Below are 22109 nucleotides of genomic sequence, written 5' to 3' on the forward strand. Positions count from 1 at the left end.
ATATGATTTTTATTTTCCTTAAAAACGGCAAAACAGAAGCTGCCGCAAATCACGGATGACTTCTGTTGCCAGGTAGAAACGTTCCTGTTTAGTTAATCAACGTTTCTTCTTTTAGTTTTGATTGTACTTCGGAATGAACTTTACTTGGCAGACCCCATAGCTTGATGAAGCCAACTGCGGCTGCTTGATCGAAGGTATCGGCAGAAGTATAAGTTGCTAATTCTTCGCTGTACAAGCTGTTTTCTGATTTCCGACCTTCAACGATCACATTACCTTTGAATAATTTGACCCGCACTACACCGTTAACGTATTGCTGTGTGTCTTTCAAAAAGGCGATTAACGCATCTGTCAATGGGTTGAACCACAAGCCATCATAAATGATTTGGCTCAATTGTTGTTCGATAACTGGTTTGAAATGAGCAACTTCCCGAACAAATGTTAGATCTTCCAATTCTTTGTGGGCTTTCATCAAAGTGATGGCCCCCGGACATTCATAAACTTCCCGAGATTTAATTCCCACCAAACGATTTTCCACGTGATCGATCCGACCAATGCCGTGTTTGCCGGCAATCAGATTTAATTCCATAATCAATTCGGCAAGGGTATAGGTTTCGCCATTTAAAGCAACCGGCACACCTTGTTCGAAGGTGATTTCTAAAATATCCGGAACATCTGGTGTATCTTCTAATTCAGCGGTTAATTCATACGCTCCTTTTGGCGGCGTTGCCCAAGGATTTTCCAAGATGCCGCATTCGCAAGCCCGACCCCAAATGTTTTGGTCGATAGAATAAGGATTATCCAAATTTGCAGGAATCGGCACGCCTTTTGCTTCCGCATAGGCGATTTCTTCTTCCCGAGACCAATGCCATTCACGTACAGGTGCAATTACTTTCAATTCAGGTGCCAATGCATTGATGGCTACTTCAAAACGAACTTGGTCGTTTCCTTTACCGGTACAACCGTGGGCAACAGTAGTAGCGCCTGTCGTATGTGCTAATTCGACTAATTTTTTTGCAATCAGTGGACGAGAAAGTGCTGAAACCAAGGGATAGGATTGTTCATAGAAGGTGTGTCCTTGCAGAGCAATCAAAGCATATTCCTGTGCAAATTTTTCTTTCGCATCGATAGCATAAGAGGCAACTGCACCGACTTGCAGTGCTTTTTCTTTAATAAATTCAGTATCCTTGCCTTCGCCGATGTCTAAGCAGCAAGCCACTACATCGTAGCCTTCATCTGTTAACCATTTAATTGAAACAGAGGTATCAAGTCCTCCAGAGTATGCCAAAATCACTTTTTCTTTCATTCTTAATCGCCCTTTCTGCGTGTAAATCAAGTTGATGACAATATAGTAACAAAATGAAAATGAAAAATCAACTGTTTTTTAAATAAATATACAAAAAAATGTAGAAATTAGCTATAATATACAAAATATAGCGATATATACAATAAAATTGCATGATTTTGATTAAGAAAGTTTAAAGGGGTTTGAAAATATTTCTGAAAACTATCAATTTATTATAGAAGAAAAAAGAAATACGAAAAATTTAGTGGAGAGAAACTGGATAAAATCCAAAAACGCGGAGAAATCCGTTGACTTTACCGCGTGTAGAAGGTATTATGTTAAATGGTATTGTTTGCCCCACAAGAGCCCCGGAAACTCACGTGTTTGTCAAACATTCGAAATTGAAATTGGAGGAAAAAATCTTGCGTACAACATATATGGCCAAACCAGGCGAAGTAGAACGTAAATGGTATGTAGTAGACGCAACGGATATTCCGTTGGGACGTCTTTCAGCTGTTGTAGCTTCTGTGCTACGCGGCAAAAATAAACCAACTTTCACACCTCATGTGGATACTGGTGATTTCGTGATCGTTATCAATGCAGATCAAATTAAATTAACAGGTAACAAAGCAAGCGATAAAATTTATTACCGCCACTCAAATTTCCCTGGAGGCTTGAAATCAGTCTCTGCCGGTGAATTACGTGCGAAGAATTCTCGTCGTTTGATCGAAACTTCTGTTAAAGGCATGCTTCCTAAAAATACTTTAGGTCGTCAACAAGGAATGAAGCTACATGTCTATGGTGGCGCTGAACATCCACATGCTGCACAACAACCAGAAGTCTTGGATATCACAAACTTAATCTAATAGGAGGGAATTTCATTGGCACAAGCTCAATATATCGGCACTGGCCGTCGTAAAAATGCAGTTGCTCGTGTACGTCTAGTACCTGGCGCTGGTAAAATTACTGTAAACAACAAAGATGTTGAAGAATACATCCCACACGCTGACTTGCGTGAAGTTATCAACCAACCATTTGGCGTTACTGAAACAAAAGGCGCTTATGATGTGTTTGTAAACGTAAATGGCGGAGGATACGCAGGACAATCCGGCGCTATCCGTCACGGCATCGCCCGTGCATTACTACAAGTAGACCCAGACTTCCGTTTAGCTCTTAAACGCGCTGGCTTGCTTACTCGTGACGCACGTATGGTCGAACGTAAAAAACCAGGTCTTAAGAAAGCACGTAAAGCTTCTCAATTCTCTAAGCGTTAATATCCTTTATATATCAACGTTTCAGGCACTTTCCAATTTTTGGGAAGTGTCTTTTTTTGTACGCTTAGGTACGAAAAAATGTACGAGATTTTGAATTGGCTGTTTTTAAGACCTAGGTCAGATACTATTTAATCGTTCTTTTTATCTTGTTTGATTGTTATTTTAATCTGTTATTTATTTCGCTTGCCGGGCTTCATCTAGACGTTTCTCGAATTTTTCATAAGTGGAAAGATCGACAACATTTGGAGTATTAACATATATTTCTGTCGTTTTGATATCCGAGTGGGTTAAGGCTTGAGAAATTTGCGCCATTGTTGCACCACCTTCACGAGCCAACGTACTAAACGTATGACGCAGCTTGTGTGGATTTGTCTGGGTTAGTTCCTCATGTCTTCGGCGAATGGATTTTAACCGATAATTTAAGTAATCCACATGAACCGGAATATTTACTTCGCCACTTCGATTGGCATAAGTGAAAAGAAATTGCTCCTTAGTCTGTTTAATCCCAAGTTGTAACAGTTCTTCCTTTTGCTTTTGCTTCCATTCTTTCAATAGTTTAATAAGGAATGTCGGAATCTTGAACTTCGTGGCTTTTCGACCTTTTGTGGATTTTAAATTACCAAATTTATCCTTACTTTGAATCAAACTGACATAACCATTTTCAAAATCAATATGCTTCCACTGAAGGGCATAGGATTCGCTCTTGCGGTCACCTAGGTTCAACGTTAGCATCAAGAGAACATAGTCTTGCATGATTAGTAAACCTTTGCTGTAATCCTCATTGACTGCGTCTAACCAAGCAATCAATTCTTCGGCTGTCAGTGCTTCACCGTTTAGCTGACGCTCCGCCTTTAGTTGTTGTTTCTTGGGATCACCCACGTACCGAATCACTTTTTCAATCCGATTGTATTCGATATACTCTAATAGCTCCGCAATATCAAAAATCTGATTGACGTAACTTTTGATGATTTTGATATTGGCGTAAGTTTGGGATTTTTTCATCAAAGCGCGAAGCACAAAGTCTTTATTGTCGTTTAAGAACTTGATGGAATATTCACCAAACATCGGTAGAATATGAAGACGGAAGACATCTTTCGTATTGCTAACGGTTGTGGCAGTTGGTATTTGCCTAGATCGTCCAGTAGAACCAGCAATATACATATCCAACCAAACTGTCTCATAAAACTCTTTGAATTTGATATGACCGCTTAATTCAAATGAACGAGCACTCTTTTCATTAAGCACACGTTGAATTTTTTGAGACAGGTCTTTTTCAGCCTGTTCCGCTTCTTTTTTCGTCCTAAATGTTTTGCGGTAGCGCTCGGTAGTGACACCGAGAATTTGTCGCACCTCCTTGGGGTAAAACACCTCCAATTTGTAGTGGTTGTTTTTCAGTTTAGTAATTGCCATGTTATTTCCTACTTTCTTATACGCAAACCAGAACGTAGGAATGACTACGTTCTGATTATAAACCGCTTCTAGCGAGTATAGCAATGGAGCCATTCGTCTATAGCTTGCCGATCAAACCGCACAACACCTTGAATCGTAATTTTTGGCAGGCCTTGTTCGACCCATTTGTCCAAAGTGTTGTTCGCAATATGGAGATACTGGCAAGTTTCTTTCTTGGTTAAATAGCGTTTGTCAATCGCAGTATCTTGTCGTACTTGATTCACATTGTTTAGAAGAAGTGTGTACACACTATTTCCTAGCTGTTTCATCTGCTCATCGTTCAGTAAAAATTGAACTTCGTGCATAGGCAACCTCCTTTCTCTAGTAAGAATCTTCATTTTCCAATTCCAGTATTTTTTGTTCGATAAAGGTCTGATCTGTTTCCGTGAATTTTTCTTTTCCTGTGGCTAGTAATTCTCTCAAATAAACTTCTGCTTGTTCTGGGCCATAGGCTTGTAGAAAAGCTTCGTAAATCATGGCGAGCGATTTCGAAGTGGCATTTTCTAACCAAGCTTTCTTCTTGGAAAAGGTTGGTTTTTCACGAATTACACGTAAGGGGATTTTGGGCATGTCCCCCACAAATTTATCCCACCATTTCATGTTCGGCCAACGAGCTTTGTTATGATAGTTGACGGGGCCTTTGGGTTTGGTCTTGAAGCTGTAGTGGGAAGCTAAAATGCCACGAATTACCGTATTGAGTGGTATTCCTTTCGCAAGCTTTTCTACGGCTTGCCGAGCTTTCTGATCGGTTAATTCCAGCTCCCAGCGAACCCACTCGTTGACTTGGGCAATTTCCCCCGTTTTATCGCGGATTTCTTGCTTTTTGTCATAAATCCGCAGTAGTTGCGGCTGAGCGCCAATATAAAGCGTATGGCCAGTTAGAATGCCTTTCTGTAGTTGCCCACTGTTTACTTCCCGAAAGTGGCGACTTTGAGAGCTGAGTTGGCCGTTCTTCACGTATTTTTGCAAGGTAGACACAGGAGGAGAGGAGCCGTCAAATAAATCCATTGCCAAGTCGGCACGAGTAATGGTTCCTTTGGCTTTTAGAATGGTGGCTAAGAATTTCTGCCAATGCCACCCCTCCACGCTAGACATATATTCTTCATATTGGCGACACCCTTGACCCGATAAGTTTACTAACAGATTATTGTGGTGATCACTCTGGTGAATGATAATATCTGCAAAGGAATAGTGAGAATCGTAAGTGGGAAAAGGACTCCCTTTCTTTTCCGAAGTGAAGTCAGAAAGGGCAATTCCCAATAAGTCCGCAACTTTTTCCATTGAAGAATCTGGTAATGAAAAACGTAGAAAATCGATTAGACATTCGTTACTTTGCCGGTGTGTTTGGTTCATTCACTTCTCCTAGTTGATAGGAGGTGGCACTGATTTTCAATGCTGCAAATTGCCAGGTATCAATCATTGGTTGACCTTCTCCCACAAATGATTTTTTCTGAATTTTTCGGGGATAGACATTTAAACCAGTAAAACGAATGGGAATCAACTCGCCGTCTTCATAGTTATCTAAAATGGGCAGTTCTTCTTGATGCTCGACCACAATGGTGATAGGGGAGCCGAGTTCTGTTCCGCCGTTATTCAGAACCAGTTCGACAAAAGCCCGATCATAGACTTTGAAGGTGAGGATCATTAGCCCGGTCTCTACACGTTCGCCAACATGATTCTGTTCACGTTCCATGCGCATTTGAATATCACTTTTGGCTACAACAAAACGTTGCGGGAGTTTGAATTGTTTGAGATCGAAACGTAGGCTGGCTAGATTGACAGTTTCTGAATCGTTTAGTGAGATGCTGGTTCCTTTTTGGATCATTAATTTATTTGACATGTGTATTTCTCCTTTGATTTTGAATTTAGTCTTTGTTTTAATTGGTTGAAACAAAGTAGAGTGGGTGCACGAATCAGTTGCATAAAATTTCCTCCTTTCACTAACAAGAACAATTTGGAACTCCCTATTTTCCAAAAAATGTGGAATTTCTCATAATTTTCTTTATGGATGATTTCCCTTCCATTACTACTACAATCTGAGTAGGGTAATTTTTCGAAACAACAGACAATTGAATTGACTTGTAAGAGATTCTTAAACTATTTGCTTCTTAATCGCCTCATTTCGAAAAAGTTTCTTTTTTGAGAAAACACAAAAAAGACGTGTAAACGAACTCGGCTCTGCCGCTGGCAGCCGGTCCGTTCACACGTCTTTTGCTTTTCTATTTAGCTAATTTTGACAAAAATCGAATCTTTGAAGAATGCTCATGAGGCCTTTTGTAGCAACCTTCAGAGAGATTTCTAATGAGTTCGGTACCCCCGTGTTACCACCGGGCATAAAGATTTTCTTCTGCCAATCGATCAATCTTACGAATAGTAAACGTTTTTCTCGTATAGGCAAAAAGAACCAACTTCATCATTGCACCCAAATCATATTCTCTTGGTCTTCCAAAAAGGTAAGGTTGTTTGATTTGAAGAGATGCCACTAACTCGTTGATAAAAAGGGCTACGTGATTTTCTTTTGGCTCGAATGAGGTACTGATGTCCAATGTAAGTTGATTCATGTTATAATTAGGATACATTTGTTTAGTCCTTTCAGGATTAAAGTGGAAGTATGGGTGGCTACCTATACTTCTTTTATTTTACCCAAAAAAAGCCCGTGAAATGAACGGAATTTCGTCATTTCATGGGCTTTTGTAAGGGACTTTTTTCACAGCCCCTACTGATTAAAAAAACGGATTGAACTTGAAAAAAAGAGTTAGATTTTTTGAACAATATTAGTAACGCTCACATTAGACTTCAGTAATCTTTTCAAGTTTTCTAGGAGCAATATTTGTTGCTACTCTTTACTTTCGAAAAGAATCTCTAAATAAATTTCATCGATTTACACAACTTCTTCAGACCAAAGAGTCTATGACGTACTTTATCACCTACAATAAAGCCATTTTGCTCTGTATCTCCAGTCGATTTTCTTATGTTACGAGGTAGTGGTTGCTGTCGTCATGTGTGAAACCTTCAGAATCAATCAAGAGCAAGTACATTTCAGTCCAAATGAAAGATATGTAGGATAACCGACATTCCTCTTCGGCTTCATTGTCGTTGCAATTCAAGCCGCTAGCCATATTCAAAGTAGACTTAGGGTAAAGATGGCGAAGGAACAAAACAAGTTTCGTTTTTAACGGCTTTTTATCCACTCTGATTGTAACAAGAGGTCATTCGTGCCCTAGGAGAAAATAGGAACCTAGCTTCAATTTCGATTCCTGAAAAGAGACTTACATATTTTCTAGTCTTGATTGAGCGGTTCAAACTATGATATTAAGTGGTATAATTTTTGGTTAGATTGAAGCAGTCAACTGATACTGATCAGTTAAGTATTGGTAAAAAAATTCTTTTACCAATCAAAAAAACCTCGACTATTAGCCGAGGCTATGACTTTTTATGTCATTGGGGAAGAACTTACAATACAGTTTAATTACTCGTCCTACGACTGAAGAAGAATGACACCACGGCAACGAGAATCACCGCTCCGATAATCGATGGTACCAATGCCATCCCGGCTAATGACGGTCCCCAAGAACCAAAGAGTGATTGTCCGATAGCGGAACCGACTAAACCGGCCACGATATTCGCAATCCAGCCCATCCCTTTTCCAGTGATGGCACCTGCCACCGCTCCGATAATCGCTCCGACAATTAATGACCAAATAAGACCCATAATAAATTCCTCCTCTATTAATTAGATTGCTTCTTTCCTAGCTTCACGACAACTTGTTCGTTTTTTCCTGTTTGCGATAGTCATCGTGTATTTCTTTGACCTTCAGCAACACCGGCAGCAAAGTCGCCACCAACGAGACAATCATCATGACTTTTCCTTGCTTTTTCATGTGCTTTCAAGTCCTTTCTATAAGTTGATTGCTTCGCCACCGGTTACCCCGTAAATTTGGGCGGTTACGTAGCTTGCTTCGTTGGAGGCTAAGAAAACATAGACTGGCGCTAATTCTACCGGCTGTCCTGCCCGCTCCATTAAAGAGTCTTGCCCGAAGACCGGTAATTTTTCTTCCGGTTGGCCTTCGTCTAGTTGCAAGGCTGTCCAAATCGGTCCCGGTGCGACACCGTTGACCCGAATGCCTTTTTTGCTCAACTGTTTGGCTAATCCCACCGTGAAGCTGGCAATCGCGGCCTTCGTTACCGCGTAGTCCAAGAGATGACCACTTGGACTGAACGCTTGCACCGAGGTGGTCGTGATAATGCTGGACCCTGCCGGCAAGTGTGGTAAGGCGGCTTTCACCGTGGCAAACATGGAAATAATATTCACATCAAAAGTATCCCGGACTTGCTCCATGGTCAACTCTGCTAAAGAAGGCTGAGTAATCTGTTGCGCCGCGTTTAACACCAGCGTGTCTAATCCGCCTAGTTCTTTCATTGCTTGAGCCACCATTTTTTCAGGTGCCGCAGCGTCGCGCAAGTCAAATGGTAGTAAGACGGCTTTGCGCCCCGCTTCTTCCACATACTTGGCCACTTGCTTGGCATCCGGTTCTTCTCCCGGATAAAACTGCAAAGCAATATCGGCGCCTTCTCGCGCATACGCAATCGCCGCCGCTCGGCCAATCCCCGAATCGCCCCCGGTAATCAAAACCCGACGATTAAGTAAGCGCTCATGACCAACATAGCTCTCTTCCCCACAGTCCGGCACAGGTTTCATCTTCTTCTGTAGGGGCGGGGTTTCTTGATCCTGTTTCGGAAATTCTGATTCATAATATAACTCCCGTGGATCCTTTAACACTGGATCTGTCATATCCTCACTCCTAACATAATGTCGATGTTACAATTCTATGTTAATATAAATTTCATTTTTTGAAAAGAATTACGCCTTTTTATGCAAAAACAGCACATCATTTGACGAAAAAAAGCAAATGCTCTATTCTGAGATTCGAGGATGAAATGTTGTTATTTACTAAAAGTAAGCGTTTTCTTATCGTTACTTATTTTATTTATTGCTTGTGGTCCATTGGTTAGAAATATTATAGGGGGATTAAGATGATTTCAACTTTTAAGATAACAGATTCTGGCATAGAAAAAGCGACCCAAGACGTAAGTAACTGGATTGTCTTGCAAAAAGCCACCAAAGTCGAACTCACCGAAATCGTGGAGAAATACGAATTGCCAAAAGACATCTTTCTCGGCGGTGACGATGCAGAAGAAATCAACCACTATGAAAAAATGAATAACGACCGCCTAGGGGAGTTGACGATTCTTTCTTTAATGAACCTAAGCGACAATCGCGAGCTCCCCATTGAAAAACGCTTAGAACCGTTAATCTTGATTTTTGCTAAAGAAATGACCTTGACTTTTGTGGGAGATAATTCAGATTTTCTGACTTCTTTTTTGACCCGTTCCGCTCATAAAGTCACGAATAAAGAGCAACTCTGCGCCTATATCATCAAACGAGCCTATGCGCATTTTCTAAAGGAATTAAAAACCATCAAAAAAATCATCGATGAGCTAGACGCAGCGGCTCGCATCACTACGAAAAACGAAGAACTCTTTCGCTTGGCAGACACGCAGCGGGATGTCGTGTATCTGGACAACACGCTGCAAGGCCAAAAAGAAACCTTGAATTACCTCTGGGAAGAAACCGATTTCGCCCAGCAACTAGGCGACGAAAATCTCGTGTACAACATCCGCTTGCGCCAAGCCCATGCAGAGGAACGAATCCTGATTTATCGTGATTTGCTTGAGACCATCGGCGGGTTGTTTTCCGATATGATGAGCAATCATTTAAACCACTTGATGAAATTCTTGGACTCCGCTACTTTAGTCGTCTCCATACCTGCTCTCGTTGCCGGCATCTGGGGCATGAATACCGGGGGACTCCCAGGCAAAGAGACAAAAAACGGCTTTTTCTTCGTGATGATCCTCGCGGTCATTGTCAGTATCTTGACCACCATTTATTTAAAACGCAAAGACTTTACCAAATAAATCACCAAACAAGTCACTGACAAAAAAGAGGTGAGGATTCGTGAAAGAAAGTGGGCGCACAAAAAATAAGCAAACCGCGGTTACACCTAGGGCTTCTCCTAGGTTTTGACTAGCACAAGTGCTGATTTTTTACAAAAGGAGGAATCCAGATGAAGAAATTTCTAAAAATTGCGGCGGTCATTTTGGGCATTCCCTTACTATATGTGTTAATGGCCCGCAAGCAAAACCAACAAAAAACTGGTAGCTAGGGCTAGTCGCCTTCACTCTCAGTTTGTGAAAGGAGGTGCACTATGAATCGTGGGCTTAAAGCACTCGGAATCGTTCTTTCGTTACTGTTGATGTCGGTTTTACTCATGGTAATGCTCGTTACTTCATCTAGTGTTGCGTTACCTTTTCCGCTTTTCAACCGGAATCGCCTCTTGTTCAACACTTTCACCAACCAGCTTTTGCAACAATATCTTTTCTGGGTGGCGCTCGTCTTTTTCATCGCGCTTTTACTCTTGATTTTCTTCTTTCTCTTTTATCCCCGGGTTAAGCAGACCTTTGTGCTCAATAACGACAAAGGCCAACTCTCGTTGGATAAAAAGGCCATCGAAGGTTTCGTCCGCTCCAAGCTAATAGGTGTCGGTTTTGTGGGCAATCCCAAAGTGCGGGTACACGCCACCAAACGTAAAATCAACGTCAATGTGAAGGGCCAATTGACCAGAACTTCTGCTCATATCGGCAAAACTGAATTATTAATGGAAGAAATCAGAAGCGAACTCCAAGAAATACTCGGTACCACCGAGCAAGTCAAAGTCAATGTGGCGTACACGGAATTTGAGCAAGAAGATTGGCGTGCCACGAGTCATTCCAGAGTCATTTAAGGAGGGAGTACCATGAAATACTTGTTTTACCAATACAAACTCCCCATTGTCTGTGGGAGCATCGGCTTAGTTCTCGCCATCTTACTTGTCACAATCGGTTTTTTCAAGACGCTTTTGATTCTTTTACTGACCCTGTTAGGCATTTATTTGGGCTTTTACTTGGAACAAAATGAACGTTTAACCCAGCTGTTTCAACGAAATAAGCGCTACTAAACTTCGGGGCAATCATCCCCACAAACTAACTAGGAGGAATAAAAATGGTAGACAAACACAAAATGAATCGTCCTGACGACAAACTGGCAACACCGGGAGCGGTCCCTCCCCCTGCTGAAGGGATTAACGACTACGAACAAGAAGTACATGAAACAGTAAAACAATTCGAAAAAAACCGGCAACCCGCCCATGAAACCCATCCAGGCGTGAAAAAAGACGGGCCTACTTCCGACTCCGGTGACATTCGTGGCGAGTTGACCTATGACGACAAAGTTATCCAAAAAATCGTCGGCACCGCCGTGGATCAAATCGATGGCTTGTTAACCGTGGATGGCGGCTTTTTCTCGAACATTGCCGAAAAATTAGTCAATACGGACAATGTGACTTCCGGCATCGAAACCGAAGTGGGCAAAGAACAAGTTGCCGTGGACATGGACGTGGTCATCGAATACGGCCGGGATATCCCCGAGATTGCCAATCAGATTAAACAAGTGATTCATGACGAAGTGAACAACATGACCCACTTAGATGTTATCGAAGTCAATGTGCATGTGGTCGACATCAAAACCAAAAATGAATACGAAGCCGACAGCGAGACCGTGCAAGACAAAGTAACCAGTGCCGCGAAAACCACCGGCCGCTTTGCCGCAAAACAGACGGATAAAGCCAAACAAGTGGTCAATCGGGGAACCAACAAAGCCCAAGAAAAAATCGATAAAAATAATGAACCTAGGGTCTATTAAGTAAAGACAATGGTCGAATGAAACGCTCCATACGTTCTTCAATAGAATTCACTTTTTCAGAATCTTACTACGTAAAACCAGCCAGCAATCGTTTTAATAGATTGTAAATAAGCTTATGAGAAGTTCCTAAACCTGCTACTGATAAGAAATCTGGATTAAAGAAGAAAGCAAGGATGTAACTCTACTTGTGCCTGACAGTTATCACAGATTGATGCAAGAAACCTAAAGGGGATTAGTATAACGATTATTTGATACATTGATCAATGGGACCATTATCAGCGGTGTGATTACCGGAGAAGTAATGGGATGACTTGCCAGTATCGTAGCTGGCTTAGTCGACTCTGTTCTCGGGCAGTTGATTTTTAGTTCTTGTGGCCAGCCTCTAGCAGGTATCAAGCTGGCACCATCGATGCGTTTCTACGCGTGGATGAAGTAGCTTTAGCGATAAAAAACTCCTTTCGATGGACTAGTGAGTGGCTACCAACCGCTCATCGTATGGAAAGGAGTTTTTTTATGTCAAATGACGATAAAAGTTTAGCACATACTCGTTGGAATTGTAAGTATCACATTGTCTTTACACCAAAGTATAGACGGAAAGTCATTTATGGATAATTACGAAAAGACATTGAAAAAATACTAGGGAAGTTATGTGAAATGAAAGATATGGAAATCATCGAAGCACATGCAATGCCAGACCATATTCATATGCTAGTTCGGGTCCCTCCTAAAATGAGTATATCCAGTTTCATGGGATATCTGAAAGGTCGGAGTGCCATGCTAACCCATGAACAATATGCAAATCTCAAGTACAAATATGGAAACAAATCTTTATGATCAAAGGGATACTATGTGAGCACAGTAGGATTGAATCCAAAGACAATTGAGAAATATATTCGTGAACAAGAAGCGGATAATCGTATTCGGGATAGTATAAGTAAAAGAGAGTACGTAGACCCATTTAAAAAGTGAAGAGAAGTAAATGAGCGAAGGTGAGCGAGTGGCAGTCTGTTAAAAAGCCCTTTTAAGGGGCCACGAGTGTTGCCCCCTTCTAGGGGTATTAAAAATCCATCCGTTTTCACGGGTGGATGAGTTACTCTAGCGTAAATTGATTACAAAACAGATGCTTGTATAACATTTTTTAAATGTTTATTGTGTTCCTCTGACCTGTAATTCCACCTATCCAATTAAGTGATATTCAGATTCCACTTGAACCATCCCAATTAGTAATTGTGATGGTAAGAGCAGCACCAGTAGCTATTGTAATAGCACCAAATAGGATCGCAACAGCAACACTTCCAGCGTCCTTAGCCCACTTTGCTGTACTAGAGCTTAAATAAATCTTAAAGCCAGATACACTAAATGTGATACGATTACTACCTGCTCTAAGCATATCTTCTCTCAAAAGAAAGTTAATATCATCTTGTGATAACGTGTTATAACCTTGTGGATCATTCTCTTTGATGTAATTCAAAATATCGGAATTATTAAAGTACACTTCTCCCGTGGTGGGTAAAGCTTGATTTGTCATGTCATGCAGAGATAGAGATGAAGAGTCAGCTTTGACAGTATTATTGATTTCGCTAGCATATACACTTGTACCTGTACTGACGAATAATCCTAAAGCTACTACAGAGGTCATTCCTAAACAAATAAAGTTAGACTTATTCAACACTTGTACTTTCATTTTTCTTCCAACTTTCTATAATTTGTTTGGAACAACTTGGGGTTTTAACCAGGTTGATCACATCGATATGAAACAACAATAATTCAAAAAATGTAAATGTATAAAAAATAGAAGGTTAATTATTGCCATCTTCGTTAGTACTGAGGAAAATATAGCATCGATATGGGATATTAAATTATGATAAAAGGTATTTCGCCATAAATTGTGTATTCTTGAAATATAGGCAGTTAAAATAATCTATAATGGACGAGTAAAAGTCATTAAGTGGAAATAATTGTTCAATACTAGCTACTATGATATTGAGATTTAGTCTACTTTAAAGAATATTATCAAAAGAATTACAATATATAAAAGCAGCATAATTATCATATTTTTGCGAATTATCATGTTATATGATAAAGTTTGATTCAAATAGACGGAAATATAATACGGTTCAGATAAAAAGAAACAAACAAAAAGCACACTCTTAATTGACTGTGCTTTTTATTTGCTTAAAAGAATGTTGAAATAAGTGTTAAAATAGCTAAACCACCTTGGGTTAGAATAATTTTTTTATCACTTGTAATACTGCCATATAATGCCACTAAAATAATATAAATTAATAGTAATCTACTAATTTCGATTGGATTACTTGAAAGAAAAACACTATATAATAACCCAACACCAATCAAACCATTATAAATACCCTGATTTTTAAAAAGTGTGTTTAAAGCTTTGCTTTTTAACTCTTCTTTTGTCATGTTAAATACTCCACTTGTAGCGTCTGAAGTTGTAGCAAATGTTTCTAAATATAGGATATAGAAAAATTCCAAAGCTACTAAAACAATCAATACTGTTGATAATATTGACATTCTTTCTCCTTTCTTAACTATTTATTTTGATTACTATCCAACTATACGTTATTTTAAGTGAGTTGTAAAATATCTTGTAACCACCAATTTAATCTAAGGGATTGAACTTATCCAAGCTAGCTCGTATTTCTTCTTCTAATCCGATGTATCGGATAGTCACTGCTTGACTAGAATGATTCAAAATTTTCATCAATGTGGGAATATCCCTGAATTGTCGATAATACTTATATCCGAATGTTTTTCTCATGGTATGTGTGATGTCAGGATGATTTCATGGACACGATTTGGTAGAATCTAACTACTAAGAAAAGGACGTGTCCACGATGGCAAAAGCCAAGAAAAAATTTGATGAAGACTTTAAGAAGACGATCTTAGATTTAAACCAGTCTGGCCAATCGGTCGAGGAACTGGCAGAGCAATATTTCTTGATGTGTTAATTCAAATAAAGAATCAACTAGAGATTGTTCATTTTTAGCTACTTCATCTAAATGGGCAGGTAAAATTTCTTTGATACAGGTAAGATTTAAATCTGATAATTGATTTAATAACTGATGGTAATTTGACATATGAGCCTCCTTATAATTCATCGTAAGCATTTAAATTTTCTTCTACAAAGCGCTCCAACTCTTCGTCTTCTAAGTATTGGAAGACATCAGATCGAAGAATCTCAAGAGAGTCATCACGTTGATAATTTAAGGTTTTTTTGCTTAATGGGTGCGAGCGAATACATTGATGGCCATACCAAAGGAATAGACTGTCCTTACGGACATCTAAAGTTACCTCTTTACCAATATATTTCACGGGAACAGAATACTTTGAGTTTTGATATTGGACCATGGATTCAATGGAAACTTTTCTAATTACGTGTTGGGTTCTAGAAACATATCTGACTAATTCTAAACGATTGAAAGGACGCAACACCGATTGTTCATCTATAAGAAGCTTAGAGGGATGATTATTCACTGCTTGAGAACGTTCATTATTTAAGTCATTCATAAACTCATAGACGATTCGTTTTAGCTCCTGCTCATTTTCAAACTCGTAGTTAAAGACCATTAAGCGGTTAACAGTACGAGCTAAAGCTTCAACTTTGCCTTTGGTTTGTGGACGAAAAGGGCGACAAGCAATCGGATTGAATCCAGCATCTTTAGCAAATTGACGAAATTTTTCGTTAAAAACGGTTTGACTAAATTGGCTTTTACTTCTGTCAACAACTGTTTTCATATTGTCAAACCAAATTTCTTGAGGAATACCATTCCCGCAGTACTCAAACGCATTGACCAAACAATTGAAGACATTCGCTTGGGTTCGATCAAAGGTTACCTCTAAGTATTTCATGCGAGAATAGCCTAGAATATATAGAAAAAGATTGAAGTAAAAGACTTCACCATGTTTACTCACCATCTTAATATTTTCTTTCCAATCGACTTGAGCAGAAAGACCTGGCGTCGTTTCAATTCGAATGGTTGCTTTTTTTACACGCTTTTCTCGATAGTTCCGACAATATCGTTTGACGGTGGTATAGCCACCTTGATATCCTTTTTTCTTAATAAAATAATAAATTGAAGAAGCGGAACAGCTTAACTCCATTTTATCTTTAATAATTTCTTCAAAACTGCTTAATAAAAGGGGAGCAGAAGATTGTCTCTTTTTGATCTGTTCTACTTCCCCTTTAGTTCCAGCTTCATAGTAACGCTTGACTGTTCGGTAATCACAATTATATTGCTTGGCCATGGCTGCATAGTTAGGTTGAATATCGTTCATAATGTGTCGTAAGACTCCTTCTAAGACATCTTTTCGCATGAGTCACTCTCCTTGAATGTTTCATGAAAAAGAATATCAGATTTTAAATCTAACCTACATTTTCGATGGCCCTTTTCCTACATTTTATCATGGCCCTTTACAAAATTAACAAATAAAGTCAAGTATTAAAGTTCTTTTCTTAGTATAATGAAAAGTATTAGAAAGAGGTGATGATGAGTGTATGAGTGGGAAAAATCATTTCAAATGATTATTAATGAGATTGATAAATCTATTTCAAATTATAGCAATGAATCTTTAACACTTCGATTTCTTTCCAAAAAATTAGGGTATTCTGAATTTTACACAACCAAAAAGTTTAAAGAGATTCTAGGGATGACATTTCGGGACTATCTTAGACAGAGAAAATTAGCTTTTGCTTTTAAGGAAGTTAGAGATAACAATAAATCTATTATAGAAATTGCTTTTGACTATGGTTTTTCGTCGCATGAAGCTTTTACTAGGGCTTTTAAATCAACTTTTGGAATAACTCCTAGCGATTATCGAAAAGACCCCATACCTATTGTACTTCGAACAAAGCTAACGCCATATGATCGTTATTTCTTAGGCTTAGAGGAAATTGGTAAAATTAAAAAATCAGATAACGTAAAGACTTATTTTGTTACAATTTCCGCACATAAATTTTTATACATTGAGAATAAAGAAAGTAATGGGTATTGGGATTTTTGGGATAAGCAAAAAGATATTAAAGGACAAGATTATGAAACTATTTGTGGATTGTTAGATAGTGTAAAGGGAAAGCTCGACGATTATAGTGGTGAAGAAGCAAATAGTGGAAGTGGACAACTCATGGCTTATATCAGTAATCCTGAGGGACGGTTGTGTGATTGGGGATTTTCTAGAACAGAGTGTTATGGTGCTCGACTCCCTTCTAATTATCAAAAGGCTATCCCTTCACAAATGAAATTAATGGATATTCCTGAATCAGAATATTTAGTCTTTGAACATGGTGAATTTGATTATGAACAAGAAAATAGAAGTGTTGAAGAAAAAATGGAAATAGCTATGGAGACATTTGATTTTAATGAAACAGGCTATACTTATGACACTTCTGTCGGACGAATTATGTATTTTTACTTTGACCCGAGTAAATACTGGAAATATATTCGTCCCGTAAAAAAAATAAAATGAGATTTCTAAAGGAGATAATAATGAAAAAATGGTACGAAGAAGAATATGAATTTAACATTGAAGTGACTGGATTTTTAAGAGGAAATCAAACGGAACGATATTGTAGAAATGGAGAAGAAATTGGAGATACCTATTCTTGCACATATGGATGTCCTGTTAATCAAGATGGCTATGGTATCTGTTCTAAAATGATGATGATTATGTTTCCAACTATGGAAGCTGTTAGAAGTGGCGGGAATTTAATAAATATTGGCGGTCAAGATGAGTTCTCTAAAGACCTTGTATGCCCTGATGGTTGTGTTATGTTTAAACTGACCGTTAAAAAACTAGGTAATGAAAATTTTTATACAGGTGATTTCTTTGATTGATATTCCATTATTAAATTTTTCAACTTATAAAAAAAATAGTTCTAAGTGAAATTTAGAATAAGCAAGGAGAAGGTATGAAGTGGATTTGAGTCAATACCTCGGACACGATTTGTGAGAATTTTTTCGAGATTCCAGCGGGTGAGTATCTCATCGTTTCGACCAGCCGTCAAACCAAAACCGTTTGACCGCTGATCGAAGCGATGAAGTTGAAGCCCTGTGGAAATCTCGCCAAAAAAATGTAGGTGGTAGCTAGGAACTAAGCTTGCAATGCCATCTTGCATGTCGCAAATAGTAACTGTGCATTTCTAGAAGCCTTTAAAGATTATTCGGATCGTTATGTGATAATTGGTGGTACTGCTACATCACTTGTTTTACATCAAAACGGATTGAACAGTCGTTCAACAAAAGATTATGACTTAGTGATTATCGAAGAAAAGAAAGATCGGTTGTTTTATCAGGCATTTGTTGACTTTATTCATGTAGGTGGGTACACACCAAATAAAATGGATTAAAAGGGAAAACTATATCGCTCTAAAACAGATAATCCAGATTATCCAGCAATTATAGAGCTATTTTGTGTAACACCAAATTGGTTTAGTAGTACATTAAGAACAGCCCCAGTACATTTTGATGAGGATACGAGTTTATCTGCGTTATTACTGGATGAAGACTATTATGATCTTCTCGTAAAAGGAAAAATTATTGTAGATGGCTATTCAGTGCTGGACAGTAAATATCTTATTGTGTTTAAAGCAAAAGCCTGGTTGGATTTAACTAAAAAACGTGAACAGGGAACCATGCGCGTGGATAGTAGAAACATCAAGAAGCATTTAAACGATATAGCAAGACTATTAGGTTCTTTGAAAAATCTCGATCCGTTGTCCGTTAATGAACATGTACAAGAAGACATGCTGGAGTTCTTAGATGAATTACAGACACGAATAAATGAAATTCCTCAAAATGAGGATATTCCTTTTGATAAAACGCAGACATACGAGATGCTAACAGTATTGCTGCAATCTAAATAATAATTCCATCCCTCAAAGGATCTGTCATGGTTTTAATGATTTTAAACTATTATGTAATCAAAAAGGAGTAGTTTAATACAGAAAAAATGTGTCAGCATTTTATTAGTAAGCAACCCATAAGGAGTCGTAGGGTATGACTGATGACGAACATAATGTAAGATACACCACGAAAATTGAGCGGCAAAAACTTCGAGATACTGCTTTGGCATACTCAGCATTAGATGCAGTAATGCCTTCCGAAGAGACGATGAAATTAGTAGAAGAATATGTAGATGGAAATATTGAAATTGTTGAGATTTTAAAAATAGTCATTGAGAAATATCACTCGTCTGAGTTAGAAAGCTGATGAGATATAATGTTGTTTAAGGCGGCTGTAGAGAATTAATCTTGAATATTTCTAGGTATGATATGTCAAACATAAATAATTATTAGTTCGTTATTTATGTTGAGTAGTCGTGTTCTGGTTTGCGTATTTTTTTGATGTACGTTGTGATGTACGAGTTGCTTGAAATCAGTTGAAACTGATTGATGTAAAGACTTTTAAAAATTTATAAAACCCTTGAAATTAAACAATAAACAATCTGTTTGCGTTATTTATAAGCGAAACCAGGTCTTAAGAAAGCCCGTAAAGCTTCTCAATTCTCTAAACGTTAATCGTTGTTATACCAACGATTTCAAGCACTTTCCATTCAGTTGGAAGGTGCTTTTTTTATTTTGGTTACGAGTTTGGTTACGACTATTTTTTTCAACTTGTTTTTTGCCGGTAATCCTCCAAGTGCTTGACGGTTTCTTTCTGAACTTCTGGATTTACATGCCCGTAAACATTTCGTGTAATCTCTGACGTTTCCGCATGACCGACTAGAGATTTTACGATTAAATCATCCACACCATTGTTTAAAAGGTCACTGACAAAAGTATGTCGTAAGCCGTGGGGTGTTATTTTTGGAAGGTCAAATTTCTTTGAAAGGGCATCAAGTTTATTGTTAAGGTAGTCTGGATGCAAAGGTTGATTCAGTTCTCCCTTTTGAGTTGTATAAGTGAAGATAAATTGATCATCGGTTGGAAAAATATTGACTTGTTGAAGTTCATTAAATTGAACCTTTTTCCATTTTGCCAATAGATTAATAACGGAATCTGCTACTGGAATCGTTCGAAATCGATAGGAGTTTTTCATCCCTTTTACACGTTCGTATTTTCCGGTAGCTTTATTTTTCACCAATTTATGCATGAGGGAAATCGTCTTGTTTTTGAAATCAATATCTGACCAGACCAAGGGATAAATTTCTCCTTTGGCTGCCCCTAATTGATAAATCAAAGAAAGTAACGTATAGTCTCGCACCCCATATTCTTGCTTCATCAAAGTTAACACTTGTTGGATGAGTTCCTTAGAATAGTACTTTTGCTGACGTTTTTTTTCCTTTTTGTTCTTTAGGTCTGCATTTACAGGCATCTCCAACAAATCATAGGGATTCTTTTGGATATAACCTTTCACTAGGGCATAGCGTAATACTTGTTTGGTGTAGGAGACACAGTGTTTATAGTTAGCATAATGTTTAATGCCTTTTTCCTCATTGCCAAATGCCCACAAAATTTGGGTATCTTCTAATAGGTCATAGGTAATCTTATTAATCGGAACATCCCCTAAGTAAGGAAGAATTCTCTTCTCAAAGCAAGTCTTAGTTCGATCCAAAGTAGACTGCTCATGATGTTGTGTAACGGTGTATTTCTTATCCCACCACATTTGGTAAACCTCTTTGAATGTATAAGAACCTTTCTTCTTTTTCACTTCTCCTTTCAATTTTTTTAGTTTTGCTTCTGTTTCTAAAATCTCTGCTTCATGTTTGCTGTCCGCATAAGCCACATATCGAGAAGCATCCGCCCCCATATAAACATTGACTTTATACGAGCCATTTTCCATTAGACTAATTGCCATTTCTATCTTCCTTTCAAAAATGGCATATCAGTATCACTACACACTCATCATACAGCGCCTTGCTGTGCTTTGGAATACTCCCTTAGCCATTTATCTATCTCTTCTCGCTGGAATCGTACAACACCCCAAAGATGTATCATGGGAAGTCCTGCATCAATCCATTTATCAAGCGTGTTGTTGGCGATACCTAAATACTCACAAGTCTCTTTTTTTGATAAATAGCGATTCTCTAAATGTACGGCTATTCGTGCGTTTCTCACTTCATCTACCATTAAGGTATACATATATTCTCTTAAACTCGTCTCTTGATCAGGCGAAAGTGTAATTTCAACTGCCATTGATTGATCTACCTCCGATCTAGAAGTGAAAAGAAGAAAGGTGCTATTCAGTTTTCAAAGGGCATTTCAAAAGTACTTATAAAAGTACTTTTGTTTATCGTACACCCAATTCGATAGAATGTCAATAAAATAAAGTTCGAAAATAAGTACTTTTGTATTTCGATTATTAAGAAAGTTTGATATGATTAAACTAGAAAAATATCGGAGTGATGAGGACTATGAAAGTTGATCAACAAAGAGTAGCAAAAAAAATCCGTGAAATAAGGACGGATTTAGGCTACAGTATGGCTCAGTTTGGTGAGCTAATCAGTAATTCTCCCAAAACCACAGTTAATAATTGGGAGCGAGGAATTAATCTGCCCAAAGAAGATAAACTAAAAAAAATCGCCTTATTGGGTAAGACGACGGTAGAAGAGCTATTGTATGGGACGCCAGAGGAAGTACTAACAAATTTATTGAAGGACCATTTTCAGTTACAAGTGAATCCAGCATTTCTACAACAAATGTTGGTATTCTTGAAACAGCAAAAAGTGGATGTCTATGATGAAATGACGATTATGGAGTTTCTGCAAGGAATTATGGATTCCGGTATGTTAGTGGAGAGAAATGATCCGTATCTAACGTATTCCAAAGTTGAAGGAACAGATTCTCTTTATACGGCGGCCGCGGCTAATGACCCATTGGATCCATCACCACGTTATTATGCCTATGTAGACGTTAAGAACAACCGAGTTCATTTGTTGCCTTATACATTTGCGAAGCGACAAAAATATCTATACCATAATTTTCCGGATTTAAGGAATCAAATTGAAATTGATTATTTTACACGAGCTTTTCCAATGCTAGGTGTAGACTTAACTAAGTCTAGAATTATTTACTATGGCTTTGAACGTGCGCAGGAAAAATTGAATATTGTTGAGTATAGTTATAACAGCCAGTCAAAACGATTTGAAGTTAAGAACGAAGATACTACGAATTTTATATACAAGGCTTTTAAATCTGAGGCAAGTAGAATGCAAATTTATTTTTTAAAATTGAAATAGTGCGGTTGATACGTATAATTACTTGATAAATACCATCTATTACTTTTTGAGTGATAGGTAGTATTTACATTTTTGCAGTAAAGGTTTCAAAGTAAAGTAAGAAATAAAAA

At 38.3% G+C, this 22109-nt stretch carries 26 protein-coding genes and 3 pseudogenes; 13 read left to right on the plus strand and 16 right to left on the minus strand.

Annotation, left to right across the window (positions count from 1 at the left end; all coding sequences use genetic code 11):
* Window positions 1-88: 88 nt before the first annotated feature.
* The gene (locus tag BAU16_RS08535) at window positions 89-1303 is read right to left on the minus strand and encodes an argininosuccinate synthase (protein WP_161526947.1); all 1215 of its coding nucleotides are present in this window, start codon (window positions 1301-1303) and stop codon (window positions 89-91) included.
* Between the two features lie 398 nt (window positions 1304-1701).
* Here BAU16_RS08535 and rplM point away from each other — a divergent pair, with 398 nt between their 5' ends.
* Together rplM and rpsI are read left to right on the plus strand one after the other, a co-directional pair.
* The gene (rplM, locus tag BAU16_RS08540; RefSeq protein ID WP_053082145.1) at window positions 1702-2148 is read left to right on the plus strand and encodes a 50S ribosomal protein L13; all 447 of its coding nucleotides are present in this window, start codon (window positions 1702-1704) and stop codon (window positions 2146-2148) included.
* A 15-nt stretch (window positions 2149-2163) separates the two neighbouring features.
* Window positions 2164-2556: a 30S ribosomal protein S9 gene (gene rpsI / locus BAU16_RS08545; RefSeq protein WP_048603184.1), complete on the plus strand. Its 393-nt coding sequence runs from the start codon at window positions 2164-2166 to the stop codon at window positions 2554-2556.
* Window positions 2557-2730: 174 nt separating this feature from the next.
* On the opposite strand, the gene BAU16_RS08550 is transcribed toward rpsI, so the two are convergent.
* The 8 genes and pseudogenes from BAU16_RS08550 to BAU16_RS08580 all read right to left on the minus strand — a co-directional run bounded on the left by BAU16_RS08550 (window position 2731) and on the right by BAU16_RS08580 (window position 8796).
* Window positions 2731-3966: a tyrosine-type recombinase/integrase gene (locus tag BAU16_RS08550; RefSeq protein ID WP_048603185.1), complete on the minus strand. Its 1236-nt coding sequence runs from the start codon at window positions 3964-3966 to the stop codon at window positions 2731-2733.
* 68 nt (window positions 3967-4034) lie between these two features.
* A complete protein-coding gene (locus BAU16_RS08555; protein ID WP_048603186.1) occupies window positions 4035-4310 on the minus strand; it encodes a helix-turn-helix domain-containing protein in 276 nt (91 codons plus the stop codon).
* A 16-nt stretch (window positions 4311-4326) separates the two neighbouring features.
* Window positions 4327-5358 carry a replication initiation factor domain-containing protein gene (locus BAU16_RS08560; protein WP_048603187.1) on the minus strand — a complete coding sequence of 344 codons (1032 nt, stop codon included), beginning with the start codon at window positions 5356-5358 and terminating at the stop codon, window positions 4327-4329.
* Complete coding sequence (locus BAU16_RS08565; RefSeq protein ID WP_048603188.1) at window positions 5333-5845, minus strand: hypothetical protein; 513 nt, start codon at window positions 5843-5845, stop codon at window positions 5333-5335. Before BAU16_RS08565 ends, BAU16_RS08560 begins: the two co-directional genes overlap by 26 nt.
* Window positions 5846-6329: 484 nt before the next feature.
* Window positions 6330-6584, minus strand: a pseudogene (locus BAU16_RS08570) (hypothetical protein); the annotation flags it as partial.
* An 886-nt stretch (window positions 6585-7470) separates the two neighbouring features.
* Window positions 7471-7716 carry a GlsB/YeaQ/YmgE family stress response membrane protein gene (locus BAU16_RS08575; RefSeq protein ID WP_007207901.1) on the minus strand — a complete coding sequence of 82 codons (246 nt, stop codon included), beginning with the start codon at window positions 7714-7716 and terminating at the stop codon, window positions 7471-7473.
* A gap of 43 nt (window positions 7717-7759) precedes the next feature.
* Window positions 7760-7885: a hypothetical protein gene (locus BAU16_RS13745; RefSeq protein ID WP_007207902.1), complete on the minus strand. Its 126-nt coding sequence runs from the start codon at window positions 7883-7885 to the stop codon at window positions 7760-7762.
* Between the two features lie 17 nt (window positions 7886-7902).
* Window positions 7903-8796 carry an SDR family oxidoreductase gene (locus BAU16_RS08580; protein WP_048603190.1) on the minus strand — a complete coding sequence of 298 codons (894 nt, stop codon included), beginning with the start codon at window positions 8794-8796 and terminating at the stop codon, window positions 7903-7905.
* A 242-nt stretch (window positions 8797-9038) separates the two neighbouring features.
* Between BAU16_RS08580 and BAU16_RS08585 the strand changes: the two genes are divergently transcribed.
* From BAU16_RS08585 to tnpA, 5 genes and pseudogenes are all read left to right on the plus strand, one after another.
* A complete protein-coding gene (locus tag BAU16_RS08585) occupies window positions 9039-9980 on the plus strand; it encodes a magnesium transporter CorA family protein (RefSeq protein ID WP_161526948.1) in 942 nt (313 codons plus the stop codon).
* A 290-nt stretch (window positions 9981-10270) separates the two neighbouring features.
* Complete coding sequence (gene amaP / locus BAU16_RS08590) at window positions 10271-10846, plus strand: alkaline shock response membrane anchor protein AmaP (protein ID WP_048603192.1); 576 nt, start codon at window positions 10271-10273, stop codon at window positions 10844-10846.
* Between the two features lie 12 nt (window positions 10847-10858).
* Window positions 10859-11059, plus strand: a complete 201-nt coding sequence (locus tag BAU16_RS08595) for a DUF2273 domain-containing protein (protein ID WP_048603193.1) — start codon at window positions 10859-10861, stop codon at window positions 11057-11059.
* A gap of 44 nt (window positions 11060-11103) precedes the next feature.
* Window positions 11104-11802, plus strand: a complete 699-nt coding sequence (locus tag BAU16_RS08600; protein ID WP_231586060.1) for an Asp23/Gls24 family envelope stress response protein — start codon at window positions 11104-11106, stop codon at window positions 11800-11802.
* A 513-nt stretch (window positions 11803-12315) separates the two neighbouring features.
* Window positions 12316-12771 (plus strand): annotated as a pseudogene (gene tnpA, locus BAU16_RS08605) (IS200/IS605 family transposase).
* Window positions 12772-12997: 226 nt separating this feature from the next.
* Here the strand turns inward: tnpA and BAU16_RS13600 are convergent.
* The 5 genes and pseudogenes from BAU16_RS13600 to istA form a co-directional block, all read right to left on the minus strand.
* Complete coding sequence (locus tag BAU16_RS13600) at window positions 12998-13486, minus strand: hypothetical protein (protein WP_048603195.1); 489 nt, start codon at window positions 13484-13486, stop codon at window positions 12998-13000.
* A gap of 491 nt (window positions 13487-13977) precedes the next feature.
* Entirely contained in the window at window positions 13978-14337 is a 360-nt protein-coding gene (locus BAU16_RS08610; RefSeq protein ID WP_161526949.1) for a DUF1304 domain-containing protein, read from the minus strand.
* 88 nt (window positions 14338-14425) lie between these two features.
* Window positions 14426-14593, minus strand: a pseudogene (locus BAU16_RS13710) (site-specific integrase); the annotation flags it as partial.
* Between the two features lie 121 nt (window positions 14594-14714).
* On the minus strand, window positions 14715-14903 hold the full coding sequence (locus tag BAU16_RS08615; RefSeq protein ID WP_048603197.1) for a hypothetical protein: 189 nt from the start codon (window positions 14901-14903) through the stop codon (window positions 14715-14717).
* Between the two features lie 10 nt (window positions 14904-14913).
* Window positions 14914-16140, minus strand: coding sequence for an IS21 family transposase (gene istA, locus BAU16_RS08620; RefSeq protein ID WP_161526950.1), 1227 nt, complete (start codon window positions 16138-16140; stop codon window positions 14914-14916).
* Window positions 16141-16317: 177 nt separating this feature from the next.
* Between istA and BAU16_RS08625 the strand changes: the two genes are divergently transcribed.
* The 5 genes from BAU16_RS08625 (at window position 16318) to BAU16_RS08645 (ending at window position 19031) form a co-directional block, all read left to right on the plus strand.
* A complete protein-coding gene (locus BAU16_RS08625; RefSeq protein ID WP_048603199.1) occupies window positions 16318-17289 on the plus strand; it encodes a helix-turn-helix domain-containing protein in 972 nt (323 codons plus the stop codon).
* Between the two features lie 20 nt (window positions 17290-17309).
* Window positions 17310-17657 (plus strand): TIGR04076 family protein, encoded by a 348-nt coding sequence (locus BAU16_RS08630; RefSeq protein WP_048603200.1) that lies wholly within the window; start codon window positions 17310-17312, stop codon window positions 17655-17657.
* A gap of 275 nt (window positions 17658-17932) precedes the next feature.
* Window positions 17933-18169: a hypothetical protein gene (locus tag BAU16_RS08635; protein ID WP_053082140.1), complete on the plus strand. Its 237-nt coding sequence runs from the start codon at window positions 17933-17935 to the stop codon at window positions 18167-18169.
* A gap of 207 nt (window positions 18170-18376) precedes the next feature.
* Complete coding sequence (locus BAU16_RS08640; RefSeq protein ID WP_053082141.1) at window positions 18377-18685, plus strand: hypothetical protein; 309 nt, start codon at window positions 18377-18379, stop codon at window positions 18683-18685.
* A gap of 133 nt (window positions 18686-18818) precedes the next feature.
* On the plus strand, window positions 18819-19031 hold the full coding sequence (locus tag BAU16_RS08645; protein ID WP_048603201.1) for a hypothetical protein: 213 nt from the start codon (window positions 18819-18821) through the stop codon (window positions 19029-19031).
* Window positions 19032-19430: 399 nt separating this feature from the next.
* On the opposite strand, the gene BAU16_RS08650 is transcribed toward BAU16_RS08645, so the two are convergent.
* Complete coding sequence (locus tag BAU16_RS08650) at window positions 19431-20618, minus strand: tyrosine-type recombinase/integrase (protein ID WP_161526951.1); 1188 nt, start codon at window positions 20616-20618, stop codon at window positions 19431-19433.
* A 47-nt stretch (window positions 20619-20665) separates the two neighbouring features.
* Entirely contained in the window at window positions 20666-20956 is a 291-nt protein-coding gene (locus BAU16_RS08655) for a helix-turn-helix domain-containing protein (protein ID WP_003128904.1), read from the minus strand.
* A 218-nt stretch (window positions 20957-21174) separates the two neighbouring features.
* Between BAU16_RS08655 and BAU16_RS08660 the strand changes: the two genes are divergently transcribed.
* Window positions 21175-21999, plus strand: coding sequence for a helix-turn-helix domain-containing protein (locus tag BAU16_RS08660; RefSeq protein ID WP_029487384.1), 825 nt, complete (start codon window positions 21175-21177; stop codon window positions 21997-21999).
* The last annotated feature ends 110 nt before the right edge of the window (window positions 22000-22109 follow it).

The sequence above is a fragment of the Enterococcus sp. JM9B genome (assembly GCF_009933265.1).
Classification (GTDB): Bacteria; Bacillota; Bacilli; order Lactobacillales; family Enterococcaceae; genus Enterococcus_C; species Enterococcus_C songbeiensis.